This is a genomic window from Ideonella sp., from assembly GCF_036277275.1.
Taxonomy (GTDB): Bacteria; Pseudomonadota; Gammaproteobacteria; order Burkholderiales; family Burkholderiaceae_C; genus Ideonella.
Genome location: NZ_DASUNH010000158.1, coordinates 1 through 23138 on the forward strand (window position 1 = coordinate 1; position 23138 = coordinate 23138).

Below are 23138 nucleotides of genomic sequence, written 5' to 3' on the forward strand. Positions count from 1 at the left end.
GCGCGCGCAGCGGCACGTGGATCACTCGATCACGACACTACGGCACCGGCTCAGCTACACCCTGATCGCACGCCTCGGGCAGTGCCCCTGCTGCGGCAGAGCAAGCGCAAAGCTACTCTTGTGACACAGTAAGATTAGGGAAGGTCTGCAAAACCCCTGGTCACTCCGACTGGCGTGGCACGTGATTGCAGGAGACGATGTCGGACATGGATCAGATCAGACTCGGCCTTGACCCGCTGCCCAAGAAGACCCGCAAGGAAGTCTTCCTCGATGAGATGAACACGGTGGTGCCGTGGGCCGAGTTGGTGGCGTTGATCCAGCCGCATGCCCGCGGTGCGCACCAGGCGCTGGGCGGGCGGCCACCGTTTGCGATTGAGACGATGCTGCGCATCCACTGCCTGCAGCTGTGGTGGAACTTGAGCGACCCGGCGATGGAAGAAGAGCTGCATGAGCGCCCGCTGTACCGTCGCTTTGCCGGTCTGGACGGTGCGGCGCGACTGCCCGATGAGACCACCATCCTGCGCTTTCGACACCTTTTGGAGAAGCAGCAACTCGCCCCGCAGGTGCTGGCCACCATCAACGCGGGCCTGGCTCGGCAAGGCCTGATGCTCAAGACCGGCACCGTGGTCGATGCCACCATCATTGCCGCCCCCAGCTCGACCAAGAACAACAGCGGCGAGCGCGATCCCGAGATGCATCAGACCAAGAAGGGCAACCAGTGGCACTTCGGCATGAAGGCGCACATCGGCGTGGACGCCGAGTCGGGCCTGGTGCACAGCATCGTCGGCACGGCGGCCAACGTCAACGATGTGACCCAGGCGCACAAGCTGCTGCACGGGCAAGAAACCGATGTGCTGGGCGACGCTGGCTACCAAGGCGTGGACAAGCGCAACCCCGACTTGCAGGTGAACTGGCATGTAGCCATGCGGCCGGGCAAGCGCAAGGCGCTGGACCTGAGCAGCGAACTCGCACGCGACATCGACCGGGTCGAGCAGATCAAGGCCAGCATCCGAGCCAAGGTCGAGCATCCGTTCCGCGTCGTCAAGCAGCAGTTCGGTTACGCCAAGGTGCGCTATCGCGGCCTGGCCAAGAACACCGCGCGGCTGACGATGCTGTTTGCGCTGAGCAATCTGTGGATGGCGCGCCGGCAACTCTTCGGGTCGCAGGCATGAGTGCGCCTGCAGTGCGCCAATGGGCGCGCGGCGAGGCCCCAAATGGGCCGCAACGAGGCGACCTGGCTTCAAGTCGGGCAGCAAATTCCGCATTGCGACAACTCATCCGCAAACGCGCCGCCCAGTGGCACTGTCAGCTGGGTTTTGCAGACCTTCCTTAGAGCTTAGAGGGGGCGGTTGCGAGGCAGAATATGGCCATGCCTCGGTTGGCAATTCCAAGTCTCTTCGCGTTGGTGCTGGCAATTCATGGCGTCGCCGTTGGAGGTGAACGAGAAGCGCTGCTTCTCGAACTCACGACGGCCGCGAATGCGGCGAACCTCTCCGTCGAAGGTGATTCGTGCCGCTTCACGTCAAAGGCCCAACATGTCTTGACGTGCAAGCTTTCTGGCTTTGACGAGAGAGCGTCAAGACCTGCGTTGACGTCCGTCGGATGGAGCTATGACGGCAAGGAGAATCTGAAGGAATGGTTCGTGACGACTGGCGAGATCCATAGCTTCAGAAAGCCACACCTGTTGCTCCAGTTCTTCTGCAAACCGAACGGTGTCATAGGGTCCATCGCTGCTGATCTGCAGTGGCTGCAGCTGCGATAGGGCAAGTGGGCAGGGCCAGGGGTGCGCTCTTCGACTCGGAGCTGCTCGAAGTGCGTTGGCAACGTGGCGTCAGCAACAGGCTACTGGTCGGAACATTCGCCCAAAGAAGCCGGTGTCGATCCAGTCCCGCTATCAGCCAATGCAGCCTCATGCATCCACGCTTCGTATCCCCCCTTCAGCGGTCGCGCATCGAGATAGCCTTGGGCGATCAGGCGCCGCGCCGCCTCGATGGCGCCGGCGTCTTGCGGGCACGCACACATCGTCACCACGGCGCGGTGCTTCGGCCAGTCGCGCACCGCGTGCTCCAGGCCGTCGTGTTCGGCCACCACCGCGCCGACAATAGGGCCGGTCTGGGCAATCATGCTGGCACCGCGAAGATCCAGCAGCAGCGGCGGCTGCGCAGTAGCCAGCGCTGCCCGCAATTTGGCGGCCGTGACATGGGGCAGTGCGCCCAGGCGCCTGAAGCGTCGGCGTTGCCAGAGCTTCCACGCCAGCCACGAGCCAAGGGCCGCGCCGACGGCCGCCGCCGCGAAGCCGCCATGGCGGTCGAGCTCAGCAATCAAGCCGGGCACCGCGCCGCGCACCAGCCAGCCGGTCCCCAGCGCCAAGCCGGCCCACAGCAACGCGCCGATGGCGGCAGCAAGCAGGAAGCCGGCGATTGGCATGCGAAGAGCGCCGGCGACCGGCGGCGCCACCGTCGAGAAGCCGGGGACGAACTTGGCCACCACCAGCGAGGGCAGTCCCCAGCGCACGAAGCGCGCCTCGGTCTGGCTGACGCAGCTGGCTGGGTTGATCGACAAGGTGCACAGGCCCGAAAGAACGCGGTAGCCGAATGCACGTCCGGCGCCGTACCACGCGGCGTCGGCCAGCACCGAGGCCAGCACGGCAGCCACCAGCACCTGCCCGAGCGGCAGCGGGCCCAGCGCTAGGCTTCCGGCCAGCAACAGCGTTGGCACCGCGGGCACGGGCAGCCCCAGTTGCTGCATCAGCACGTTGAGGAAGACGACCGGCACTACGTTGCGCTCGACAGCGACTGCGATTTCGGTAGCAATCATGGTCGAAACGAGTTTAGGTCCTTCCCCACGTGCTCGTTGCAAGGGGATCCGGACAACCTGACGCTGCGTGCAGGCAGAAGCGGGGAACACCAGCGGCTGCCGGCTCCCCCTCGAATGCCGGACCAGCCCAACCAGCCGGACACTTGCCCGGTACATGCGGGCGCAGCGGCGGTCCAAAGCCTGGATGCGGGTGATCCCCGGGGACGGAGGGGTTAGGCCTCGCGTTCCGACGGTGGATCATTGTTCAACGGCATTTCGTCAAAGAACTTCCAAGTATCTGCGCCATCGAACTGGCGCACCTTCACGGATGCTGTGAACTCGGGATCAAAGTTGCCCAGGTGGACGCCATGCTTTGCGCCTGGCTTGAGTTCGATCGGCTCCCAGTGGGTCACACAACCGCAAGTCTGACAGCGGATCGTCCTCAATGTTCTGTCGCCTTGAATGTACTCGGCAGTGTTCTCGGGGTGCCCCTGGATCTCGACTGTGCCGAACTCGAAGTAGACCCACGGTCCGCCGATGCGACGACATAGCGAGCAATTGCACGAAGTAGCCACCGTGGGTGTGGAAGGGAGCTTCAGCTTGACAGCGCCGCAGTGGCAGGAACCTTGGTGCATGGAAGGGGCTTTCGAAGAGCGCGGGAACCCGCGGCATTGGTGATTGCTTGATTGGCGATGATCCTCAGTCACAGGCTCACAGGGTGAGCTTGCCGGAGCGGAAGATGTCCGCGCGCGCCGCTTCTTACCATCGCCCTCCTCGGGCGAGTGTCTGCTGTGTTTCGGAACGCGTCCTTCGGTGCCGGCTGTGCGCGGGAGTAGATCAACTTCTTGGTGACGAGGCCTGGCCAACGGCTGCTGCCGGTGGCGTTGAACCGGGACTGTCGACCCATAGGCGACGTTCTCCTTCTACGAAAGGGGGCGCTCAACATTGACATCAGCGGTACGCCGGTTGAAAGCATGCAGCCGTTGAGGGACCTGTGGTCGCGTCATTGGAGCCGCCCTGCAAGCCCACATAGCGGCAGCAGGTGTTCACGGCCAAGTTGGTGAAGGCGGTCCACGCCAAGCAGGCCAAGATCTCGCCTGACCTCGTCCGCGAGCAGCCCGATCGCGTGCTCCACACCGGCCTGCCCTGCAATTGCCGCCGCATACACGAAAGGGCGGCCGACGAAGACGAACTTCGCGCCCAGGGCAAGCGCCTTCACGATGTCCGTGCCTCGGCGAATGCCGCCGTCCATCATCACCGGATACTGACAGCCGACTCGTTCCACTATGCTTGGCAATACGCGCAGGGGCGAGACGGTGCCGTCGAGCTGGCGACCACCGTGATTCGACACGACGATGCCGTCCGCGCCTTCGTCGCGCGCAACGAGGGCGTCGTCGGCACTCATGATTCCCTTGACCACGAGGCGGCCTCGCCACCGTCGTCGGATCTGCGCCAGGTGAGTCCAGCTGAGATGGTCCTTGGCGCCAAAGTCGCGCACGACGTTCCTGGAAACAATGGCCGCGCCGCGCGTCGCATACGAATTCTCGAAGTGAGGCATGCCGTGCTTGACGAGCGTGCGAAGCGCCGTGCCCACCAACCAACGGGGCCGCGCCAGGCCATCCCATGCCAGCCGCAGGCTGGGCCGCAGCGGGGTGGAGAAGCCGGCCCGCAGGTTGTTCTCGCGGTTCGCCAGAACGGCCGTGTCGACGGTGAGCACCAGGGTGCCGTACCCGGCGGCCTGCACCCGGTCCACGAGCGCATCGATCTTCGCGGGTTCGCCTGGCAGGTAAGCCTGAAACCAGGCGTGCGGGTTCTCCTGGACAACGTCTTCAAGTCGAATCAGCGACGAGCCGCTCATCACCATGGGGATCCGCGCTCTCCTGGCGGCGCCGGCAAGCACCAGGTCGCCGCGGTACGCCGAGAGTGCGGCGATGCCCATCGGCGCAATCCCGAAGGGCGTCGCGTACGTCTGGCCCATCAGCGCAGTCTCCTGCGAGCGGGCCGACACGTCCCGCAGCACCCTCGTGATGAACCCGAATTCGGCGAACGCTGCCCTGTTGTCGCGCAAGGTGGCGCCCGTCTCGGCGGCGCCCGAGACATAGCCGAATATCGGCCGAGGCAGGTGCCGCTTGGCCGCCTGCTCTAGGTCTTCGAGCGAAAGGATGGGCCTGAGTCGCTTCGGCACCACCGCCACGGCTCGTGCGACAAGAGGGATTGACGAGTCGCGCTCGAAACTGGACGTTGCGCGTGCTTCCATGGCTTCGACGTTGGCGCGATGCAACTTCACTCGACCGTGATCTTGGCGTCGCGGATGACCTTGGCCCACTTGTCGGTGTCCCGCTTCATCACCTGCGTCAGGTCCTGGGCCGACGCATACGTCAGCTCAACGCCTTGAGCTTCCATCTTGGCCTTCAGCGCAGGGTCGTTCACGGTCTTCCGCACGGCGCTGCCGATCTGCTCGACGATGGCTGGTGGCGTCCCCGAAGGGGCGTAGAGCGCGTACCAGGTGGTGAAATCGAATCCTGGGACGGTTCCGGCGATGAGCGGCAGAGACTTCACTGCGCCAGTGCCACCCAGAGCACTCATGCCGAGGGCTCTAACATGGCCCCTGTCAATGGCGGCCTGTAAAGAAGGCGGGCTGCTGAACAGCGCGTGCACGTTGCCCGCGGACAGATCATTGATGGCGGCTGCCGTGCCCTTGTACGGCACATGTGTCATGTCCGTCTTGGCGAGTGCCTGCAGATACTCCATACCGAGGTGAGAAACGCCCCCGACACCGGCGGAGCCGTAGCTAAGCGCACCCGGGCGCGCACGCGCATAGTCGATGAATTCCTTCACTGTCTTGACCGGCAGCTTGCTCGACACGACCAAGACGTGCGGGCCGGTCGAAACCATCGCGACTGGGCGAAGCCTGGGGAGCAGGTCTGCCCCGCCCGTCTTGCTGAGTTGAGGCTGCAGCACGATGTTGCCGGAGGCGGCGAAGAGCAAGATGTGGCCGTCGGGCTCGGAACGGGTGACGGTCGTCAGTGCCGTGATGCCCGCGCCGCCGCCTTGGTTCTCGACGACGACGGTTTGGCCAAGTTCGCTGCCGAGCTTCTGCCCGACCTCCCGTGCGACGATGTCCGCGGGACCGCCCGCGGCAAAGGGCACGATGAGCCGGATGGGCTTGGTCGGATAGGTCTGCGCCAAGGCTGGACCCGTCAGAGCCGCCAGGCCGAGAGTTGTCAGAAGGAGGCGATGAAGTCGCACGTAAATGTCTCCACGGTTTAGGCCCCGGTTGGGACGTTGGAACGCGTCTGCCGAGAGATCCTGGCCTTAAGAAAATCACCCTACAATCGCGTTTCAACCACTGAAACCGGCATCGGGCCCATGCCGCACAGACGAGGCCCGCAAGCGGCAGCCAGGGACAAGGCGCAACCCACAGAGGGCGCAGGCGGGGTCGTGCTGGTCGAGCGCACGATACGTCTGCTGGGCTCCTTCACCGGCAAGGAACCTTCGCTGTCGCTCAAGGAGCTCAGCACACGCGCCCAACAGAACAAGAGCACGGCACTGAGAGTGGCCAGGGCCCTCGCCGCGGCGCAGTACCTCGTGCAGCTCGACGACAAGACTTGGCGCCTCGGGCCCGCCGCAGGCTGGTTGGGAGCGACCTACCAGCAGTCCTTCGACCTGAACGATGTGGTCATGCCGCTGCTGAAGAAGCTTGCCCAGGGGTGCGGGCTCACGGCCTCCTTCTTTGTGCGCGAAAGCAATACACGCAGCTGTGTCTACCGTGTGGAAGGGCCAAAGGACGCTCGTCCTTCGGTGAGGCCGGGCACGGCCTTCCCGCTTGCCAAGGGGGCGCCCGGCAGGGTCATCCTGGCTTTTTCCGGCGAACCGGGTGCGCAGTACGAGGCCATCAGACGTCGAGGTTTCTGCATTGGCATCAGGGAGCGGTCCACAGACGACGCCAGCGTCTCGGCGCCCGTGTTCGGTGCGAATTGGCAACTGGTGGGCGCGATCAGCCTCTCCGGCTCTGCAAGTGCCCTGTCGGAGCGCGACCTTGTGGCACTGGCTGACACGGTCGTGAAAGCCGCACAGGCAGCTTCACGGTCGCTCGGCGGGCGGTACGTGCGCAGAACACGCTGAGGCGAAGCGCCCCTGGCCCTCTCCGCACTTAAGGCTCGGGGCTCGCACAATCAGGCCCAGGTGCAGGCCCCTCTTCACCCGGATTGCACCTCGCCGGGCGCGGTTCGCAAGATGGCACGCTGATCGACCGTAAGCGTCCGGCAAAGGCATCTTGAACTCGCGATAGGCGCAAAGCATGCTCGTGTCCACTTCGACTCTTGGTGGACACGTGGACACTATCGGACCGCTTCCCGCTGCTGGGCGCCGGCGCCGGCAACTGCACAGCGATGAGTTCAAGGCAGACGCGGTAGCAACCGCGTCGCAGCCCGGCATGTCGATGGCGTCGGTGGCGCTGGCGCGCGGCATCAACGCCAACCTGCTTCGCCGCTGGGTGCGGGAGGCCGAAGTGCCCGCGGTGAAGCTGCCGGCCAAGGCTGCGCCGACATTCGTTCCCGTGCGACTGCCCGAGGCGCCCACCCCTGTGGGCGAGGTCCGCATCGAAGTGCGTCGCGGCACGACGACGATCACTGTGGCCTGGCCGATGGCCGCAGCCGCAGAGTGCGCGAGCTGGATGCGCGAGCTGCTGCGGTGATCCGCGTCGAAGCCGTGTGGCTGGCCGTGGAGCCGCTGGACATGCGCGCCGGCACGGAGGCCGCCCTGACCCGCGTGGTCAATGTCTTCGGCGAGGCTCGCCCGCATCACGCGTACCTGTTCACCAACCGCCGCGCCAACCGCATGAAGGTGCTGGTGCACGACGGCATCGGCGTGTGGCTGGTCGCACGGCGGTTGAACGTCGGCAAGTTTGTCTGGCCCAAGGACGCGGCGGCGACGGCGTCGCTCAGCCAAGCGCGGTTTGACGCCCTCGTGGTGGGCCTGCCGTGGCAGCGCATCGGCGAGGCTGGCGTCATCCGGGTGTTGTAGCGCCATGCAATTGCCGAATCTGCCAATGTGCGAGGCGGGCATCGGCAGGCACGATTGCACCCCGTGATCGCTCCTGAGCAACTCGACACCTTGGACCCGCAGCAGATGCGCCAGGCACTGCTGACGCTGATGACCGAGATGGCCGCCAAGGACGAACTGCTGGCACGCCAGGATCGCGAAGCGACCTTCAAGCAGGCACTGATCGACAAACTCACCCACGAGGTGGCCAACCTGCGGCGGCTGAAGTTCGCCGTCACCAGCGAGAAGTTCTGCGCCGGCATGAGTGCCGAGCAAAGGAGCCTGCTCGAAGAGACGCTGGACAGCGACATCGCACAGCTGGCCGCCGAGATCGAGCGGGCCGATTCCAATGCGCGCGCCAAGGGCAAGAAGACCAAACAGACACCAAAGCGCGAGCCGCTGCCGCCGCACCTGCCGCGCCGTGACGTGCACCACGAGCCCCACAACACGGCCTGCGCTTGCGGCTGCGACATGAAGCGCATCGGCCAGGACATCGCCGAGCGGCTGGACTACGAGCCGGGCGTGTTCACCGTGGAGCGCCACGTGCGCGGCAAGTGGGCCTGCAGCCACTGCAAGACGCCGATCCAGGCCCCGGTGCCTGCGCAGGTCATCGACAAGGGCATACCCACGGCCGGCCTGCTGGCCCAGGTGCTGGTGGCCAAATTCCTGGACCACCTGCCGCTGTACCGCCAGGAGCGCATCTTCGAGCGCGCCGGCTTGGCTATCGCGCGCTCCACCCTAGCGCAATGGGTGGGTGAGTGCGGCGCGCAGCTGCAGCCGCTGGTGGACGCCTTGACGAGCGAGCTGCTGCGCCAGGCCGTGCTGCACGCCGATGAGACGCCGGTGGGTATGCTCAAGCCGGGCAACAAGAAGACCCACAAGGCCTACATCTGGACCTACTGCACCACGAGCTTCAACGAAACCAAAGGCGGTGGTGTTCAACTTCGCAGAGACCCGCAGCGGCGAGAACGTACGCGGCTTCCTGCGTCAGGACACCGAGAACGCCTGGAAGGGCACGCTGGTGACCGACGGCTTCTCCGGCTACAAGGCCACCTTCGAGCGCGGTGTCACCGAGGCTGGATGTGTCGCGCACGCCAGGAGGAAGTTCCATGAGCTGTGGGCCAACCACGGCAGCAAGGTCGGCGAGCAGGCGCTGCGGTACTTCCAGGTGCTGTTCAAGATCGAGGAAGAGGTCACCGGCGCTACGGCCGAGGAGCGACGGCGACTGCGGCAGCGCAAGTCACGCCGGGTCGTGGCGGCGCTGCACCGATGGCTGATGCACCATCGAGGGCAAGTTCCCGACGGCTCGGCGACCGCCAAGGCCATCGACTACAGCTTGAAGCGCTGGCAGGCGCTGACGCGCCACATCGAAGACGGCGATGTGCCGATCTCCAACAACTGGGTGGAGAACCAGATCCGGCCCATTGCACTCGGGCGGTCGAACTGGCTGTTCGCTGGCAGCCTGCGGGCGGGCGAGCGGGCCGCCGCCATCATGAGCCTGGTGCACTCAGCCAAGATCAACGGGCACGATCCCTACGCCTACCTCTTGCAGCGGCTGCCAACCCAATCGGCCAGCCGGGTCGAGGAGTTGTTGCCACACCGCTGGAAGCCGGCTGTGCGCTGAGCATTGGACGCGGTGTCAAAGACGCCTTCGCCTGACGCTTACGACTGCGGTGCGGCTCGGACATGCAAAGGCCCCTACTTCTTCGCGTCCTGCTCGGCCGCCCGCTTGAATACCTCCATCGGGTCTTCCTCGGTGGCTGATCCTGGCTCGGCACCGGGCGCCGCAAGACCATCGGGCGTGACGTCGCGCCCGCTGCCCATTTCCTGCAGCATCTCCGATGCCTTTTCCATGTCGACCACCTTGTCCTTCTCCAGGAAGATGGTCACGGTTTCCGGCACGAAGATCACGATCGCCACCAGGATCAGCTGCATGACGACCCACGGGATCGCACCCATGTAGATGTCGCGCGATTCGACCTTGCGTGGCAGCGCCCCATTCTTGAACAGCGTGTCTGAGATGCCTCTCAGGTAGAACAACGCAAACCCGAAGGGTGGGTGCATGAAGCTGGTCTGCATGTTCACGCAGATCATCACGCCGAACCAGATGAGGTCGATGCCCATCTTCTCGGCCACCGGCCCCAGCAGCGGCAGGATGATGAAGGCGATCTCGAAGAAGTCGAGGAAGAAAGCCAGGAAGAAGATGAAGATGTTGACCGCGATCAGGAACCCGATCTGGCCGCCGGGCAGGCCCGCCAGCATGTGTTCGATCCAGATACCGCCGTCCACACCCTGGAACACCAGTGAGAACACCCGCGAGCCGATCAGGATGAACACCACCATCGCGGTGATGCGCGCGGTTCCATACATTGCCTCTTTGATGAGCGGCCAGGTCAGCCGCCCGTGCAGGGCCGCAAGGATGAAGGCACCAACGGCGCCCATCGCACCGGCCTCGGTGGGCGTTGCAATGGCGTGGCTCATCCCTGGCAATCCGCCCATGCTGCCCAGCACGGCGAAGATCAGGATCGCCGAGGGGATGATGCCGCGCAGGCACTTCGCCCACAGGGCCCAGCCGTTGAGCGTGCGCGCCTCCTTCGGGACGCCCGGCACGTGCTCGGGCTTGAGTCGGCTGAGCATGAAGGTGTAGAGCGCGAAGAGCAGCACCTGCAGGATCGACGGGCCCCAGGCCCCCTTGTACATGTCGCCCACCGATCGGCCGAGCTGATCGGCCAGCACCACGAGCACCAGCGAAGGCGGCACGATCTGCGTGATGGTGCCCGAGGCGGCCAGCACGCCGGTTGCGTAGCGCATGTTGTAGCCGTAGCGCATCATCACCGGCAGCGAGATCATCGCCATGGCGATCACTTGGCCGGCCACGGTGCCGGTGATGGCGCCGAGGATGAAGCCGACGATAATCACCGAGTAGCCGAGGCCGCCGCGCACGGGGCCGAAGAGCTGACCCATGGAATCGAGCATGTCCTCGGCCAGGCCGCACTTTTCGAGCAGCGCCCCCATCATCGTGAAGAAGGGAATCGCCAGCAGCAGATCGTTGGAGAGGATGCCGAACACGTTCTGCGGCAACGCATGCATGAACTCTGGCGGGAACCAGCCCATCTGGATCGCGAAGAAGCCGCAGGCGAGACCCAGCGCCGACAGTGAAAAGGCCACCGGGAAGCCGATCAGCATCACGACGATCAACCCCACGAACATCAGCGGGGCGAAGTTCTCCATCGTGATCATTGCAGCGGCCTCTCGTAGTGCATGTCCATCTCGTACTGGTGGGTGAGCCACGCGATGCGCTTGACGATCTCGCTTGCGCCCTGCAGAAGTACCAGCGAGAAGCCCACCGGCAAGGTGAGCATGGCCGGCCATCGAACCAGCCCGCCAGCGTTGTTCGACATCTCTCCCGAGACGTACCAGCGCACGAACAACGGCCATGCGTACCAGATCATTGCGGTCATCACCGGCACGAGGAAGAAGACAAGACCGAAGAGGTCGATGTAGACCTTTCCTCGCCCAGTCAGTCGAGCGTAGAACAGGTCAACGCGCACATGCTCGTTCAGGTGCAGCACGTTGGCTGCAGCGAGCATCACGCAGACCGCGAAGAGGTACCACTGCACCTCGAGGAAGGCATTGGAGCTGTAGTCGAAACCGTAGCGCACCACGGCGTTCGCCGCGCTGATGAAGCACGACAGGATGACGGCCCATCCCGCGATGCGACCGCACTTGCCAGTCAGCCAATCGATGCCATGGGCCACTTTCAGCAAAGTGGCGAAAAGCGATTTCATGAGGGGGCCCTCCAATCAGGCGGCGGGCCAGAATGTATCCAGCGGTGCCTGAATTGCGCCTGAATCTCAGACGGGTTCGGTAGAAGCCCGCAGTGGGGGCGACAACGCCAGCGCCACGGCGGCCATCGACACTCAGGGCTGAGAAGCTGCTGCGTCAGCTGGTGAATTCGTCGGTGCGCAAGCGCTGGCAACGACGACCGGCGTCAGGATGTCGCCGAGATGGTGTCCGCGTGTCCACCAAGGAGTGAGGTGGACACGAGCATCCTTTGATCCCAGGCAGCGTCCAAGATGACTTCGCCGGACGCTTACGATCGACCGCTAAGCAGCGACCTGGTGGGCGCCCGCTTGTGGCCGGGACTTCCAGTTCGCGGGCGTTGATGAAACCGGCCGCTGACCCGGCACCGCGATCACGACACTTCAGCTGTCAGGCCGAGCTTCGAATTCACAGTCCCGGCCAGCAGCGGTCTCCCAGTGCTTCGCTTCGAAGCGGTCAATGTTGCAACTGCGGCGCCTTTCCACCCTGCGTCCGAGGCACAACTTCTCGCCGCAGGCAGGACGCGAGGTCAGCGCGGGTCACGAGATACGGGGTCCTAGCGGCACTCGAAGCTGGCCGCTTCCTCGGTGTCGGTGGCGCCGCTCTCCAGCATGGCCTGCTTCGGATAGGCGCACAGTGGCCGACTGCGCTTGGCCGGCCAGCCGGCTGCCATGACATCCGGGTCGGCTGCGTTGACGGTGGCACGCACGGCATCGGGCGCCGTGCCCTTCTCGACCCAGTTCTCCAGCGCCGTCAGCATGTCGAATCGATCCGTCGCGGGGCCGCCTGCGCAGTGGTTCATGCCGGGCACGAGGAACAGGCGCGCGTAGTTCGGCGCGGCGGCATCCACGGCCTTCAGGGCGTCGTACCAGGCCATGGTGTCGTTGGCCGAGAACACCGGGTCGGCCGTGCCGTGGACCACGATCAGCTTGCCATGCGTCTTCAGCGTGCCCAGCTGGGTCGGGTTGGGGGGCGTCATGAAATCGAGCGCCGATTCCTTGTAGATCCCCGTCTTGGCGGAGATCTTCGCCGCCGCGGTGTCCATGCTGAAGCCGAGCTGGTAGCCGATGCCGCCGTCGGCGAGGCTGGGTGCATCGGGCGGCGTCGAGAAGATGTAGCCCATCGCGCCAGCGCCGATCAGGGTGTTGAACGGAAACGGCGCGAAGCCGGCGTCGAGCTTCCAGAAGCGCCAGTTCTGGCCCGACACCCCCGGATCCATGGGCCAGCTCGCGTACAGGCTGCGGTTCGCGCTGTCGCGCGCGCCGCCGAAGACGTTCTGCAATGCGGTCTTCTGCGCCGCGGTCAGGCAGCTCGCGTCGGGCGCGCCGGTGCAGGTGGCCACGTCGTTCGCGATGCTGAACGCCGCCTGGCAGGCCACCCGCTCGTTGACCATGCCGTCGGCCACGCCGTCAAGCGCATCGCACTTGGCGATGATCTTCTGCGCGACGAGGTTCATGGCCGAGGCAGGGAACGCGTCCTTGGGCAACTGGCCGGGCGTCGCGGCGGACATGAACTGCTGGGTGTCCCATTGCTCCGCGATGGCCGCTTTCGGCAGGTTGAAGCCCGGGTTCGCGGCGACGTAGCCGTCGAACTGGTCGGCGAAACGCGAGCTCGCCACCATCGCGTCACGCCCGCCATTCGAGCAGCCGAGCAGGTACGAGCGCGCCGGCGCCTGACCGTAGCGCGCCTGCACGATCTTCTTGGCCACCAGGGTCACCTGGCCGACGGCGTTGTAGCCGTAGTCGCTGCGCGCCTGCGGATCGATTCCGAACGACACGTCCGACTGACCGGTGTTGTGGCCGCCATCGGTGCTGGCGACGGCGTAGCCCCGCTCCAGGGCTGTGCCGGTGGGCGCGTTCAGCAGGTTGCCGGTGGCAGGCACGATGAAGCCGTTGGTGCCGCCGCCGCCCTGGAAGAAGAACTTCCCGTTCCAGGCCGCCGCCAGCGGCGTTCGCAGCTCGAAGCCGATCGCGTACTGCTTGCCGTCGATGCCGGTGCGCGCGTTCAGTGCGCCGGTCACTTTGCAGTGAGCCGGCAGGACGCCCGAGGCGGCGACCTCGACCGCGCTCGCGACCTGCAGGTTCGGAATGTTGAGCTTGGCCGTGGTGGTGTCCGTGCAAGCAAGGGTGGCCAGCGCATCGCCGCCGCCACAGGCGGCGAGCAGGCCGGTTGCCATGGCGAGCGAGAGGCTCGTACGCTTGTTCATGCGTGTCTCCTGTGTGTGTACGTACGGTCGGGTCGTCGTGCCGTTCGGCGGCCAATCTATCGTTGGGCTCACCGATCGGTCTTGGCGAAACCGGACTCGTTTGCCGAATCGGGACGTGGCGGGCGGGGTGTCGCCGCGAGGACTTCCACCAATGCGACGGCCCGCCGAACGACCTAGCATCGACGCGCCTCAGGCGACGTCATGTCCATCGCTCCGCTTCCCGGGCCCGAGGGCCTGTACAACGTATCCGTCATGCCGAGCTTTCTGCTCGACAGTGCACGCGTGGGTTGGCAAGGTGCCTACTTCACCGACATCAACGGCGCGGACGAAGGCATCGTCGACCACGGGCACGAGCGCTATTGCCTCCAGCGCGGGCTGCACCGGGAAGCACGTCGCGGGCTCGGGCGGCGCGGGTGGCAAGACATGCCGGCCGGCCTTTCGGTGTGGCGCTCCGGTGACGAGCAGCGCTTTCACTGGCGATCGGGTGGCCGCTCGCAATTTCTCTTCATCGAGCCAGAGCATGTGGCGGCGGTCCTCGGCCACGACCGTCCACTGCCCGCGGTCGGGCACGACGAGCCTTCCCGCTTGCCGGTTGTTGAGCTGATCTTCGACGCTCTCCAGGCCGATGTGGTGCAGGGCAGCCCCGCGGGGTCGTTGGTGGGCGACTCACTGATTGCCGCGCTCGTTGCGCACCTGTCGGCGCCCGTGGCCGCGGGCGTCAAGGGGCTGTCCGCGCAGGCACGTGATCGGGTGGTCGATCTCATCGAGGCGGGTTTCGCCGGCCCAGTCTCTCTGCAGGAACTCGCCGATGCAGCCGGCCTGGGCATGCGCCAGTTTTCGCGCGCGTTTCGCGTGGCCACGGGACGTTCGCCGCACCAGTACCTCCTGCACCGGCGTGTCGAACACGCGAAAGTGCTGATCCACCAGGGCCTGCCGCTCGCGCAGGTCGCCGTGCAGTGCGGCTTCTGCGACCAGAGTCAGCTGACCCGGACTTTCATGCGACAGGTCGGCACGACACCCGGCCGCTTCCAATCCCGCTTGGCGCGCTGAAGAGGGCCGCCCGTGCCCAGTCGCCGCGCCCTACCCCGCCACCGGCGTCGTCTGCGCTGCGGCGATCACCCAGCCGTCGCCCTTCCGCACGACCACGTAGCTCATCATCCCCACGCTTGCCGGCAAAGGGGTCTTCTCTGACGCTGCGCGCTGGTCATGGACGGTCTTCGTGCAGAAGACGATGGCGGAGTCGGGCGACAGGAAGTGCACCCGATCGATCGCGGTCTCGGTGGGCACGTGCTGCAGGGCGGAAGCCATGGCGCGCGTCATGGCCTCGGTGAAGGCCTGTTTGCCGAAGACCCGGCGTCCGGCCATGTTGGTGATGACGACGTCGTCGTGGTGCAGTTTCATCAGCTCGACCACGTCGAACTGATGCTTCTGGGCCTCGGCGACGAGCCGGCGGATTTCGGCCTCTTCGGCGTCCATCCGGAGGGGCGAAGTCGTGGTGAGGGTCGTGGTGGCGGTCGCGGCGGGAACGGTCACGTGGGTCTCCTTTCAGGGGCCATGAGAAGGCTACCGTACGAGAGACAGCCCGGAGCTCTCGGCCGCGCTACGCGTTCACGGACTGCACTCACGGCACCTCGTTCACCAGCGTCGTGATGCTCTTGGCCGGCAGCAAGACCGTGAACGCCCGATCATTCACTGCGATCGCCGATTGCCGCTGAAAGGTGGCACTTTGCGTCGTTCGGTACGGCGTCAGCGCCGTGATTGCGCGACCCGCGGGGTGGATCGAAGTGTTGAGCGTGACGTCGAAGGCGTTCTCGTTCACGAGCACCACCACCGCCTTGTCGTCAGCGGCGCCAGCCGGTGTTCCGTATGCGGAAACGCGGACGCCCTTCTGCGGCAGCGCGGTGGCGTCGTAGCGAACGTAGCCCGGCCGAATGAAGTACGAGAAGTGCTTCAGGCCGATGCCGAAGTAGGTCGGCACGTCGTTCGTGCCGATCAGGCCTGTCGGTGTCGCGTCGTTGGAGTTGACGAGCCACCAATGGACGTACGCGTTGTACTGCGACAGCGTCATGCCGTCGTGGATTTCCTTCGCGATGGCGATCGCATCGTCGATGCTGGTGGCCCACGACGCCTTGTTGTCGGCTTTGTTGACCGAGTCCAGGAAGTGCTCGGTCATCCAGACTTCCTTGCCCTGCTTGGCCGCTGGGCCGGAGTAGCTCGGTGCAGTGCCATACAGGTGGCCGCCGACGATGGAGATGTTGGCGGCTGCGTTGGTGTCGGCCAGCAGCGTGTTGGTGGTCGCCTGAGAAAAGTAGAAGGACTCCGGCGCCATCAGCTTGGCGGCGGTGCCGGCGACGGCTTGCGCCCCGTGGTTGCCGGCCCAGGCTTTCATTTCCTCCGGCGCCCAGAGGCAGGACTCATAGTCCGTGGGGTCCCAGTCCGGCTCGTTCTGCAGCGAAATGGCGTGCAGGTTCACCTGGCGCGTGGCCGCGTACCGGATGTATGCATTCAGGTAATTGGCATAGTCCGCGTACATCGCCGGGTTGAGGCGGCCGCTGTGAAGCGGGTTGCTGCGATCGGTGTTGACGATCTTCATGCTCGCAGGCGGTGTCCACGGCGTCGCGAAGACAAGCGCACCGCGTGCCTGGGCGGCGGCGGCGTTCTCGAGCTCGGGGAACCATTGGGCGGTGTCGGCCGTCTGCGTGGCGGCGTTCCAATTCGCGGGCGCGATCCGCATCCGGATGATGTTCAGCCCCAGGCTGTCGGGCCGGCTGGTGCCGAACAACACGTTCAGGCGATCGTCCGACATCCTGCTGTAGTACCAGGCGGCCGAACCGCCGAAGCCCTGGATCTTCTGCTTCGCATCCCTGAAGTCGATGTCTGCCGTGGCCGCGGAGGGAACGATGGTCAGGACCGTGCTGGCGATCGACGTCCGGTAGTGCGCGCTGTCAGTGGGAACGAACGTGGCTTGGATGATGGCGGTCCCGGCGACCTTGGTGGTCGCGGCACTCAGCGGCTTGCCGTCCACGGTCTTGTAGGTCGAGAAGTCGGCGGTGCCCTGGATGCCGTAGAGCGCGTAGGGCTTGGTGGTGATTTGCGCGGGCGTGAGTGCCGAGCCTTGCAGCACGGCCGATGGAAGGTCCCATCTGACCGGCGGTTCGGCCTTGTTGACGGTGAGTTTTCGAACGGCGGTGTTCGTCTTGTACTTGGTCGTGTCGGTCGGTGTGAACGTCACCGAGAGTGACTGGATGCCGACCTCCGGCTTCGTTCCAGCCGCTGGCGTGTAGGTGAACGTGCCGTCGACGGTAGTTGTGGCGTTCAACTGCGCCGTGCTGAGCGCGGTGCCCCATCGGATGGAGGCGGGATCGGGCCACGTGATGGGTGGCTTCAGTTTCGCCAGCGACGCAGCTGACGCCGCAGCGCCCCAGGCCGCTATCCAGGTCCCTAACAAGGCGATCGTGATGGAGCGCGCCGCCGTCGACGAAACGGACGACGACGATCGGACAACGGAGGACGTGCTCATTGCTTTGGATGTTGGTGGCATGTCTGGCCTCTCTGGCTGTGTTGGCGAAATGGGGTCGGACTGGCTCGATCGCCGCTGAACGCACCGTGAGCCCGGCCTTCCCGGCTCAGCGAAAGATCTGCTGCGCGAAGTGGTAGAGGTTGCCGGCCCAGCTGTCGCGGTCGTGGCCATGGCCGTCGACGTTCCACACATGGGGCACGGCCTGTTGCTTCAGGTGGCGATGCAGGCCCTGCGACACGTTGATCAGCCCGTCCTGGCTGCCGCACGAGAGGTACAGCAGTGCCAGTTGGCGCCGGGCAGCGTCGGCATCCGGCACCAGTTCGGCCGGCCGTCGCGTGTTGGGCGCGGAGGAGAAGCCCGCCACCCACGCGAATTGGTCAAGGTGTCCCAGGCCGAAGTTCAGCGCCTGGCCACCGCCCATCGAGAGGCCGGCGATGGCCCGTTGCCGTCGGTCGCCCGAGGCCGGGTACCGGGCTTCGATGGCGGGGATGAGGTGGTCCAGCAGGTCGCGCTCGAACCTGGCGAAGCCGGCCACGTGCTCGGGCGCGAACTTGCGGTCCGCCGGCCAGGGGCGGTCGTCGGGCAACGCACGGCCGTTGGGCATCACCACGATCATCGGCACCGCCCTGCCCTCGGCGATGAGCTGGTCGAGGATGTTTTGCGCCCGCACATAGCCTGTCCACTCGTGGTGGTTGCCGCCGAGGCCATGCAGCAGGTAGAGCACCGGGTAGCGGCGCTCGGCGACATGGCCGGCCGGCAGGTACACCATGGCCCTGCGCTGCGTGCCGGTGACGTCGGAGTGGTAGGCGAACTCTTCCACCCGGCCCTGCGCGATGCCCGGCTGCACGTCTGCAAAGCCGGCCGGTGGCTCTGGGAACGCCCGCACGTCGTCGGCCGCGAGCGCTGCCGGGCCGCCGAAGCCGGCCTTGGGCTGTTCGGGATTGGCGGCCCCTTGGCCTTGCGCCGTCGCCGCGGCGAAGGTCAACAAGGCGGCGGCGAAGGTGTCAGCGAACTTGCGGGTCATGCCGATGCTTCTCGATCGACGCCGGCTTCATCTCGATCGAGAAGCCGGGCGCCCGTGGCGGCATGTACGCGGCTCCGCGCACGACGCAAGGCTCGACGAAGTGCTCGTGCAGATGGTCCACGTACTCGATCACCCGGCCTTCCTTGGTACCTGCGATGCACAGGTAGTCGATCATCGACAGGTGCTGCACGTACTCGCACAGGCCCACCCCGCCGGCGTGGGGGCAGACCTTGAGGCCGTGCTTGGCGGCCATCAGCATCACCGCGAGCACCTCGTTCAGGCCACCGAGGCGACAGGCGTCGATCTGCACCACATCGATCGCGCCGCGCATGATCAGCTGCTTGAAGATGATGCGGTTCTGGCACATCTCGCCGGTGGCCACCTGCATCTGGCCCTTCATCGCCTCACGGATGCGGCGGTGGCCCTCGATGTCGTCGGGGCTGGTCGGCTCCTCGATGAACCAGGGCTTGGCAAAGGCGAGGTGGCCGAGCCACTCGATGGCCTGGTCCACCTCCCACACCTGGTTGGCGTCGATCATCAGCTGGCGGTCGGGGCCCAGCACCTCGCGCGCCACGCGCAGCCGGCGGATGTCGTCTTGCAGGTCGCGGCCCACCTTGAGCTTGATGTGGCTGAAGCCGGCGTCGACCGCCTCTTGCGCCAGCCGGCGCAGCTTGTCGTCGTCGTAGCCGAGCCAGCCGGCCGAGGTGGTGTAGCAGGGGTAGCCGTGCGCGAGCAACTCGGCGCGCCGCTCGCCTTGGGTGGGCGCCTGCTGCTTGAGCAACGCCAGCGCCTCGTCGGGTGTGATGCAGTCGGTGATGTAGCGGAAGTCAACCAGCCCCACGATCTCTTCCGGGCTCATGTCGGCCACCAACTGCCACACGGGCTTGCCCACGGCCTTGGCCCACAGGTCCCAGGCGGCGTTGACGACCGCACCGGTGGCGAGGTGAATGGTGCCCTTGTCCGGCCCGATCCAGCGCAGCTGGCTGTCGGAGGTGACGTGACGCCAGAAGCGGGCCATGTCCTCGGCGATCCAGTCCAGCTCCAGGCCCACCACCAGGTGCTCCATCGCGCGGATGGCGGCGCAGCAGATCTCGTTGCCGCGGCCGATGGTGAAGGTCAGGCCATGGCCTTCGAGGCCGGGGGTGTCCGTCTCCAGCACCACGTAGGCGGCCGAGTAGTCGGGGTCGGGGTTCATCGCGTCCGACCCGTCGAGGAACTGCGAGGTCGGGAAGCGCACGTCGGCCACGCGCAGCGAGCGGATCCTCGTCATGCCTGCACCGTGCGCTGCTGCTGCACGCCCAGGCCCTGGATGCCCAGGCGCATGGTCTGGCCGGCCACCAGGTACTTGGGCGGCTTCTGGCCCAGGCCCACGCCGGGCGGCGTGCCGGTGGAGATGATGTCGCCCGGCCACAAGCTCATGAAGCGGCTGAGGTAACTGACCAGCTGCTTGACGCCGAACACCATCGTGCGGGTGTTGCCGTTCTGGTAGCGGTGGCCATCCACCTCGAGCCACAGGTCGAGGTTCTGCGGGTCGGGCACCTCGTCGGCCGTGACCAGCCAGGGGCCGATGGGGCCGAAGGTGTCGCAGCCCTTGCCCTTGTCCCACTGGCCGCCGCGTTCGAGCTGGTACTCGCGCTCGGAGACATCGTTGACCACGCAGTAGCCGGCCACGTGCTTCATCGCGTCGGCCTCGTCGATGTAGCGCCCGCCGGTGCCGATCACCACCCCCAGCTCGACCTCCCAGTCGGTGCGGGCGGAGCCGCGCGGGATCTCGACCTCGTCGTCGGGGCCGCAGATGGCGCTGGTCCACTTGGCGAACACCACCGGCTCGGTGGGTACCGCCATGCCCGATTCGGCCGCATGGTCGGCGTAGTTCAGGCCGATGCAGATGAACTTGCCGACCTGGCCCACGCAGGGGCCGATGCGTGGCGTGCCCTCCACCAGCGGCAGCGTGGCCGGGTCGATCGCACGCAGCTCCGCCAGCCCTTCGGCGGTGAGCACGTCGCCGGCGATGTCGGGCACGACGGCGCCGAGGTCGCGCACGCGGCCTTGCGTGTCGAGCAGGCCGGGCTTTTCCTGGCCCTTGGGGCCGTAACGCAGGAGTTTCATTGACAGTGTCCTATGCAGTCGCAGTCTTTTCAGATCGTCACGCCGCCATCGACCAGCACCGCCTGGCCGGTGACGAAGCGCGATTCGTCGCCGAGCAGGTAGACGACCATCGGCGCGATGTCGTCGACGGTGGCCAGGCGGCCCATCGGCTGGCGGGCGATGAAGTTCTTCTCGGCCAGGGCCGGGTCCGGCGCATTCGCGATGCGCTGGCGCAGCGAGGGCGTGTCCACCGTGCCGGGGCACAGCGCATTGCAGCGCAGGCCGCGTGCCACGTAGTCCGCCGCGATCGCCTTGGTGAGCCCGATCACCGCGGCCTTGGTCGCGCCATAGGCGAAGCGGTTCGGAAAGCCCTTGATCGACGATGCCATCGAGGCCATGTTGAGGATGGACGGCGAAGCGCCCTGCTCTGCCTTGTCGAGCATGCCGGGCAGGAACGCGCGCGTCATGCGGTACATGCTCTTGACGTTGAGGTCGAAGCTGAAGTCCCAGGCCGCCTCGTCGCAGGCGAGGATGGTCCCTTCGTGCACGAAGCCGGCGCAGTTGAACAGGCCGTCCAGCGCCGGCAGCTCGCGCGCCAGGGCCTCGATGGCCGCCGCGTCGCGGACGTCGAGCATCCGCGTCTGCACGCCGGGCGTCTCGGCCGCCAGCGTTTGCAGCAGGCCGGGTTGGAGATCGGTGGCGATCACCTGCGCACCTTCGCGGGCGCAGGCGATCGCGCTGGCGCGGCCGATGCCCTGGCCGGCCGCGGTGATCAGGAGTGTCTTGCCTTTCAGGCGCATGGGGTTCCTCGTTCGTCAGGGAAGCGCGCGGTCCAGATGCACGTAGCCGCCATCGGGGTGCAGCCACTGGCCGGTGGTGTGAGAGCAGCGGTCGGAGAGCAGGAACACCACCTGGTCGGCGATCTCCTGGTCGGTGGTCATGCGCTGGCCCAGCGGGATGCGGCGCGTGATCTCGGCCAGCGCAGCTTCGGGGTCGGGGCGCGACGAGATCCAGCGCCGGTACATCGGTGTCATCACCTCTGCGGGCAGCACCGCGTTGACACGCACGCCCTTGGGCGCCAGCGAGGCCGCCCATTCGCGCGTGAGCCCGAGCAGGCCCGCCTTGGCGGCCACGTAGCCGCTGGTGCCGCCCTGGCCGGTGAGCGCGGTCTTGGAGGCGATGTTGACGATCGCACCCTGCCGCTGTACCAGCTGCTGCAGGCACAAGTGGGCCATCAGGTAGCAGTGCACCAGGTTGGCTTCGAGCGAGCGCCGGAAGGCCTCGCAACCGGCCTCCAGGCCCACGCCGTCGTTGATGCCGGCGTTGTTGACCAGGCCATCGATGCTGCCGAAGCGCGACACCGTTTCAGCCACCGCTTGGCGGCAGGCCGCCTCGTCGCTCATCTCCAGCTGGAAGAAGCCGGTGCGTGGCTGCAGCGCACGCAGCGCCTGCTCGAAGGCCGGGTCCAGCGGCTGGCGGTCCAGCACCACGGGAACGGCGCCCTCGTGCGCCAGTTGCCTGCAGATGGCCGCGCCGATGCCGGCGGCGCCGCCGGTGACCAGCACCACCTTGTCTTTCAGATGCAGATCCATGGTTTGCTCATCCTTGTGATTCATGGGCCGGCGAGACGGCCTGATCCAGTTCTTCCAGCTCGCGCCTCGTCGGCAAGCCGTCGCTGTCGCCCGGAAACTGCACCACGCGCGCCCCGATGCGGTTGCCGCGCATCGCCGCGTCGGCCAGGCTCAGGCCTTCGAGCAGGCCGCTGATCACGCCGACCGCGAAGCCATCGCCCGCGCCCACAGAATCGACCACCCGCGGCACGGGCACGCCGGGCACGTGTTGCCGCGTGCCCGCGAGGTCGGCGCACCACGCCCCCTCGGCGCCCAGCTTCAACACGACCTGCGACGCGCCGAGCTCGAGGTAATGGTCGGCGATCGCCTCGAACGACGCCAGGCCGGTCAGGCATCGCCCTTCTTCGATGCCGGGCAGCACCAGGTCGCACAGGACAGCGAGCTCGTTCACCGTGGCGGTCATCTCGTCCACGCTCGCCCACAGCCGCGGGCGCAGGTTGGGATCGAACGAGGTGCTGACGCCGTTGCGGCGCGCCCAGCGCACGGCCTCGAACACCAGCGTCCGGCAGCCGGCCGACAGCGCGGGTGAGATGCCGGTCAGGTGCAGATGGCGGGCGCGCACGGGCGCCAGCCGCGCGAGGTCCCGCCAGCCCATGCTGCTGGCCGCCGAGCCGGCACGGTGGTACTCGATCTGAGGGTCGCTGCCGTCCACCTCGCGCGACTTGAGCATGAAGCCGGTGCGCCCCCCGGCACAGACGTCGACCAGCGCGGTGGAAATGCCTTCGGTGGCCAGGGTGTCGAGCAGGAACTGGCCGAAGCTGTCGGCGCCCAGCCGGCTCAGGTAGCCCACCCGCAGGCCCAGCCGGGCCAGGCCGATGGCCACGTTCATCTCCGCGCCGGCGCTGAAGCGGCTGAACCGGGCAGCCCGCGCGAGCGGCCCTGCGTCTTCGGCGGCGAACAGCACCATCGCCTCGCCGAGGGTCAGCACATCGAGCGACAAGGACTGCATCACATCACCGCCCCCAGCTGCCAGGGCACGAACTCGTTGTCGCCCAGGCCATGCTGCTC

Annotated in this window: 21 protein-coding genes and 1 pseudogene; 7 read left to right on the forward strand and 15 right to left on the reverse strand. The window is 66.4% G+C overall.

The window, feature by feature from the left end:
* Nucleotides 1-206: 206 nt before the first annotated feature.
* Both VFY73_RS27165 and VFY73_RS27170 read left to right on the forward strand, forming a co-directional pair.
* Nucleotides 207-1172 (forward strand): IS5 family transposase, encoded by a 966-nt coding sequence (locus VFY73_RS27165; protein WP_329724712.1) that lies wholly within the window; start codon nt 207-209, stop codon nt 1170-1172.
* Between the two features lie 197 nt (nt 1173-1369).
* Entirely contained in the window at nt 1370-1762 is a 393-nt protein-coding gene (locus tag VFY73_RS27170; RefSeq protein WP_329724713.1) for a hypothetical protein, read from the forward strand.
* A gap of 80 nt (nt 1763-1842) precedes the next feature.
* On the opposite strand, the gene VFY73_RS27175 is transcribed toward VFY73_RS27170, so the two are convergent.
* From VFY73_RS27175 to VFY73_RS27190, 4 genes are all read right to left on the reverse strand, one after another.
* The gene (locus VFY73_RS27175) at nt 1843-2994 is read right to left on the reverse strand and encodes a VTT domain-containing protein (protein WP_329724714.1); all 1152 of its coding nucleotides are present in this window, start codon (nt 2992-2994) and stop codon (nt 1843-1845) included.
* A gap of 35 nt (nt 2995-3029) precedes the next feature.
* Nucleotides 3030-3431 carry a hypothetical protein gene (locus VFY73_RS27180; RefSeq protein WP_329724715.1) on the reverse strand — a complete coding sequence of 134 codons (402 nt, stop codon included), beginning with the start codon at nt 3429-3431 and terminating at the stop codon, nt 3030-3032.
* 368 nt (nt 3432-3799) lie between these two features.
* A complete protein-coding gene (locus VFY73_RS27185) occupies nt 3800-5053 on the reverse strand; it encodes an alpha-hydroxy acid oxidase (RefSeq protein ID WP_329724730.1) in 1254 nt (417 codons plus the stop codon).
* Nucleotides 5054-5079: 26 nt separating this feature from the next.
* On the reverse strand, nt 5080-5985 hold the full coding sequence (locus tag VFY73_RS27190; protein ID WP_329724716.1) for a tripartite tricarboxylate transporter substrate binding protein: 906 nt from the start codon (nt 5983-5985) through the stop codon (nt 5080-5082).
* A gap of 180 nt (nt 5986-6165) precedes the next feature.
* Here VFY73_RS27190 and VFY73_RS27195 point away from each other — a divergent pair, with 180 nt between their 5' ends.
* The 4 genes and pseudogenes from VFY73_RS27195 (at nt 6166) to tnpC (ending at nt 9463) form a co-directional block, all read left to right on the forward strand.
* Nucleotides 6166-6921: an IclR family transcriptional regulator gene (locus VFY73_RS27195; protein WP_414654541.1), complete on the forward strand. Its 756-nt coding sequence runs from the start codon at nt 6166-6168 to the stop codon at nt 6919-6921.
* A gap of 175 nt (nt 6922-7096) precedes the next feature.
* Complete coding sequence (locus VFY73_RS27200; protein ID WP_329724718.1) at nt 7097-7492, forward strand: transposase; 396 nt, start codon at nt 7097-7099, stop codon at nt 7490-7492.
* Nucleotides 7489-7821: an IS66 family insertion sequence element accessory protein TnpB gene (gene tnpB, locus VFY73_RS27205; RefSeq protein WP_329724719.1), complete on the forward strand. Its 333-nt coding sequence runs from the start codon at nt 7489-7491 to the stop codon at nt 7819-7821. The genes VFY73_RS27200 and tnpB overlap by 4 nt, the downstream gene beginning before the upstream one ends.
* A 63-nt stretch (nt 7822-7884) precedes the next feature.
* Nucleotides 7885-9463: pseudogene (gene tnpC / locus VFY73_RS27210) on the forward strand (IS66 family transposase).
* A 74-nt stretch (nt 9464-9537) separates the two neighbouring features.
* Here tnpC and VFY73_RS27215 read toward each other — a convergent pair.
* From VFY73_RS27215 to VFY73_RS27225, 3 genes are all read right to left on the reverse strand, one after another.
* Entirely contained in the window at nt 9538-11076 is a 1539-nt protein-coding gene (locus VFY73_RS27215; protein WP_329724731.1) for a TRAP transporter large permease subunit, read from the reverse strand.
* Entirely contained in the window at nt 11076-11627 is a 552-nt protein-coding gene (locus VFY73_RS27220) for a TRAP transporter small permease subunit (protein ID WP_329724720.1), read from the reverse strand. Before VFY73_RS27220 ends, VFY73_RS27215 begins: the two co-directional genes overlap by 1 nt.
* A 590-nt stretch (nt 11628-12217) precedes the next feature.
* The gene (locus tag VFY73_RS27225; RefSeq protein ID WP_329724721.1) at nt 12218-13867 is read right to left on the reverse strand and encodes a tannase/feruloyl esterase family alpha/beta hydrolase; all 1650 of its coding nucleotides are present in this window, start codon (nt 13865-13867) and stop codon (nt 12218-12220) included.
* A gap of 201 nt (nt 13868-14068) precedes the next feature.
* Here VFY73_RS27225 and VFY73_RS27230 point away from each other — a divergent pair, with 201 nt between their 5' ends.
* A complete protein-coding gene (locus VFY73_RS27230) occupies nt 14069-14917 on the forward strand; it encodes an AraC family transcriptional regulator (protein ID WP_329724722.1) in 849 nt (282 codons plus the stop codon).
* Nucleotides 14918-14947: 30 nt separating this feature from the next.
* Here VFY73_RS27230 and VFY73_RS27235 read toward each other — a convergent pair whose 3' ends face one another.
* The 8 genes from VFY73_RS27235 to VFY73_RS27270 all read right to left on the reverse strand — a co-directional run bounded on the left by VFY73_RS27235 (nt 14948) and on the right by VFY73_RS27270 (nt 23079).
* Entirely contained in the window at nt 14948-15400 is a 453-nt protein-coding gene (locus tag VFY73_RS27235) for an SgcJ/EcaC family oxidoreductase (protein ID WP_329724723.1), read from the reverse strand.
* An 88-nt stretch (nt 15401-15488) separates the two neighbouring features.
* Nucleotides 15489-17558 (reverse strand): hypothetical protein, encoded by a 2070-nt coding sequence (locus VFY73_RS27240; RefSeq protein WP_329724724.1) that lies wholly within the window; start codon nt 17556-17558, stop codon nt 15489-15491.
* The gene (locus VFY73_RS27245) at nt 17494-18411 is read right to left on the reverse strand and encodes an alpha/beta hydrolase (protein WP_329724725.1); all 918 of its coding nucleotides are present in this window, start codon (nt 18409-18411) and stop codon (nt 17494-17496) included. Before VFY73_RS27245 ends, VFY73_RS27240 begins: the two co-directional genes overlap by 65 nt.
* The gene (locus tag VFY73_RS27250; protein ID WP_329724726.1) at nt 18392-19681 is read right to left on the reverse strand and encodes an L-fuconate dehydratase; all 1290 of its coding nucleotides are present in this window, start codon (nt 19679-19681) and stop codon (nt 18392-18394) included. The genes VFY73_RS27245 and VFY73_RS27250 overlap by 20 nt, the downstream gene beginning before the upstream one ends.
* Nucleotides 19678-20520, reverse strand: coding sequence for an ureidoglycolate lyase (locus tag VFY73_RS27255; protein ID WP_329724727.1), 843 nt, complete (start codon nt 20518-20520; stop codon nt 19678-19680). Before VFY73_RS27255 ends, VFY73_RS27250 begins: the two co-directional genes overlap by 4 nt.
* Nucleotides 20521-20549: 29 nt before the next feature.
* Nucleotides 20550-21299: an SDR family oxidoreductase gene (locus VFY73_RS27260; RefSeq protein WP_329724728.1), complete on the reverse strand. Its 750-nt coding sequence runs from the start codon at nt 21297-21299 to the stop codon at nt 20550-20552.
* A gap of 15 nt (nt 21300-21314) precedes the next feature.
* Nucleotides 21315-22091, reverse strand: coding sequence for an SDR family oxidoreductase (locus VFY73_RS27265; protein ID WP_329724729.1), 777 nt, complete (start codon nt 22089-22091; stop codon nt 21315-21317).
* A 7-nt stretch (nt 22092-22098) separates the two neighbouring features.
* Complete coding sequence (locus VFY73_RS27270; protein WP_329724732.1) at nt 22099-23079, reverse strand: sugar kinase; 981 nt, start codon at nt 23077-23079, stop codon at nt 22099-22101.
* Nucleotides 23080-23138 lie beyond the last annotated feature (59 nt).

Coding starts and splice junctions, on each gene's coding strand:
- VFY73_RS27245 (WP_329724725.1), bottom strand. CDS start 18,411: ATGACCCGCAAGTTCGCTGACACCTTCGCCGCCGCCTTGTTGACCTTC.
- VFY73_RS27170 (WP_329724713.1), top strand. CDS start 1,370: ATGCCTCGGTTGGCAATTCCAAGTCTCTTCGCGTTGGTGCTGGCAATT.
- VFY73_RS27200 (WP_329724718.1), top strand. CDS start 7,097: ATGCTCGTGTCCACTTCGACTCTTGGTGGACACGTGGACACTATCGGA.
- VFY73_RS27180 (WP_329724715.1), bottom strand. CDS start 3,431: ATGCACCAAGGTTCCTGCCACTGCGGCGCTGTCAAGCTGAAGCTCCCT.
- VFY73_RS27250 (WP_329724726.1), bottom strand. CDS start 19,681: ATGACGAGGATCCGCTCGCTGCGCGTGGCCGACGTGCGCTTCCCGACC.
- VFY73_RS27240 (WP_329724724.1), bottom strand. CDS start 17,558: ATGGCCACGACCGCGACAGCTGGGCCGGCAACCTCTACCACTTCGCGC.
- VFY73_RS27165 (WP_329724712.1), top strand. CDS start 207: ATGGATCAGATCAGACTCGGCCTTGACCCGCTGCCCAAGAAGACCCGC.
- VFY73_RS27260 (WP_329724728.1), bottom strand. CDS start 21,299: ATGCGCCTGAAAGGCAAGACACTCCTGATCACCGCGGCCGGCCAGGGC.
- VFY73_RS27255 (WP_329724727.1), bottom strand. CDS start 20,520: ATGAAACTCCTGCGTTACGGCCCCAAGGGCCAGGAAAAGCCCGGCCTG.
- VFY73_RS27230 (WP_329724722.1), top strand. CDS start 14,069: ATGTCCATCGCTCCGCTTCCCGGGCCCGAGGGCCTGTACAACGTATCC.
- VFY73_RS27185 (WP_329724730.1), bottom strand. CDS start 5,053: ATGGAAGCACGCGCAACGTCCAGTTTCGAGCGCGACTCGTCAATCCCT.
- VFY73_RS27225 (WP_329724721.1), bottom strand. CDS start 13,867: ATGAACAAGCGTACGAGCCTCTCGCTCGCCATGGCAACCGGCCTGCTC.
- VFY73_RS27270 (WP_329724732.1), bottom strand. CDS start 23,079: ATGCAGTCCTTGTCGCTCGATGTGCTGACCCTCGGCGAGGCGATGGTG.
- VFY73_RS27195 (WP_414654541.1), top strand. CDS start 6,166: ATGCCGCACAGACGAGGCCCGCAAGCGGCAGCCAGGGACAAGGCGCAA.
- VFY73_RS27265 (WP_329724729.1), bottom strand. CDS start 22,091: ATGGATCTGCATCTGAAAGACAAGGTGGTGCTGGTCACCGGCGGCGCC.
- VFY73_RS27220 (WP_329724720.1), bottom strand. CDS start 11,627: ATGAAATCGCTTTTCGCCACTTTGCTGAAAGTGGCCCATGGCATCGAT.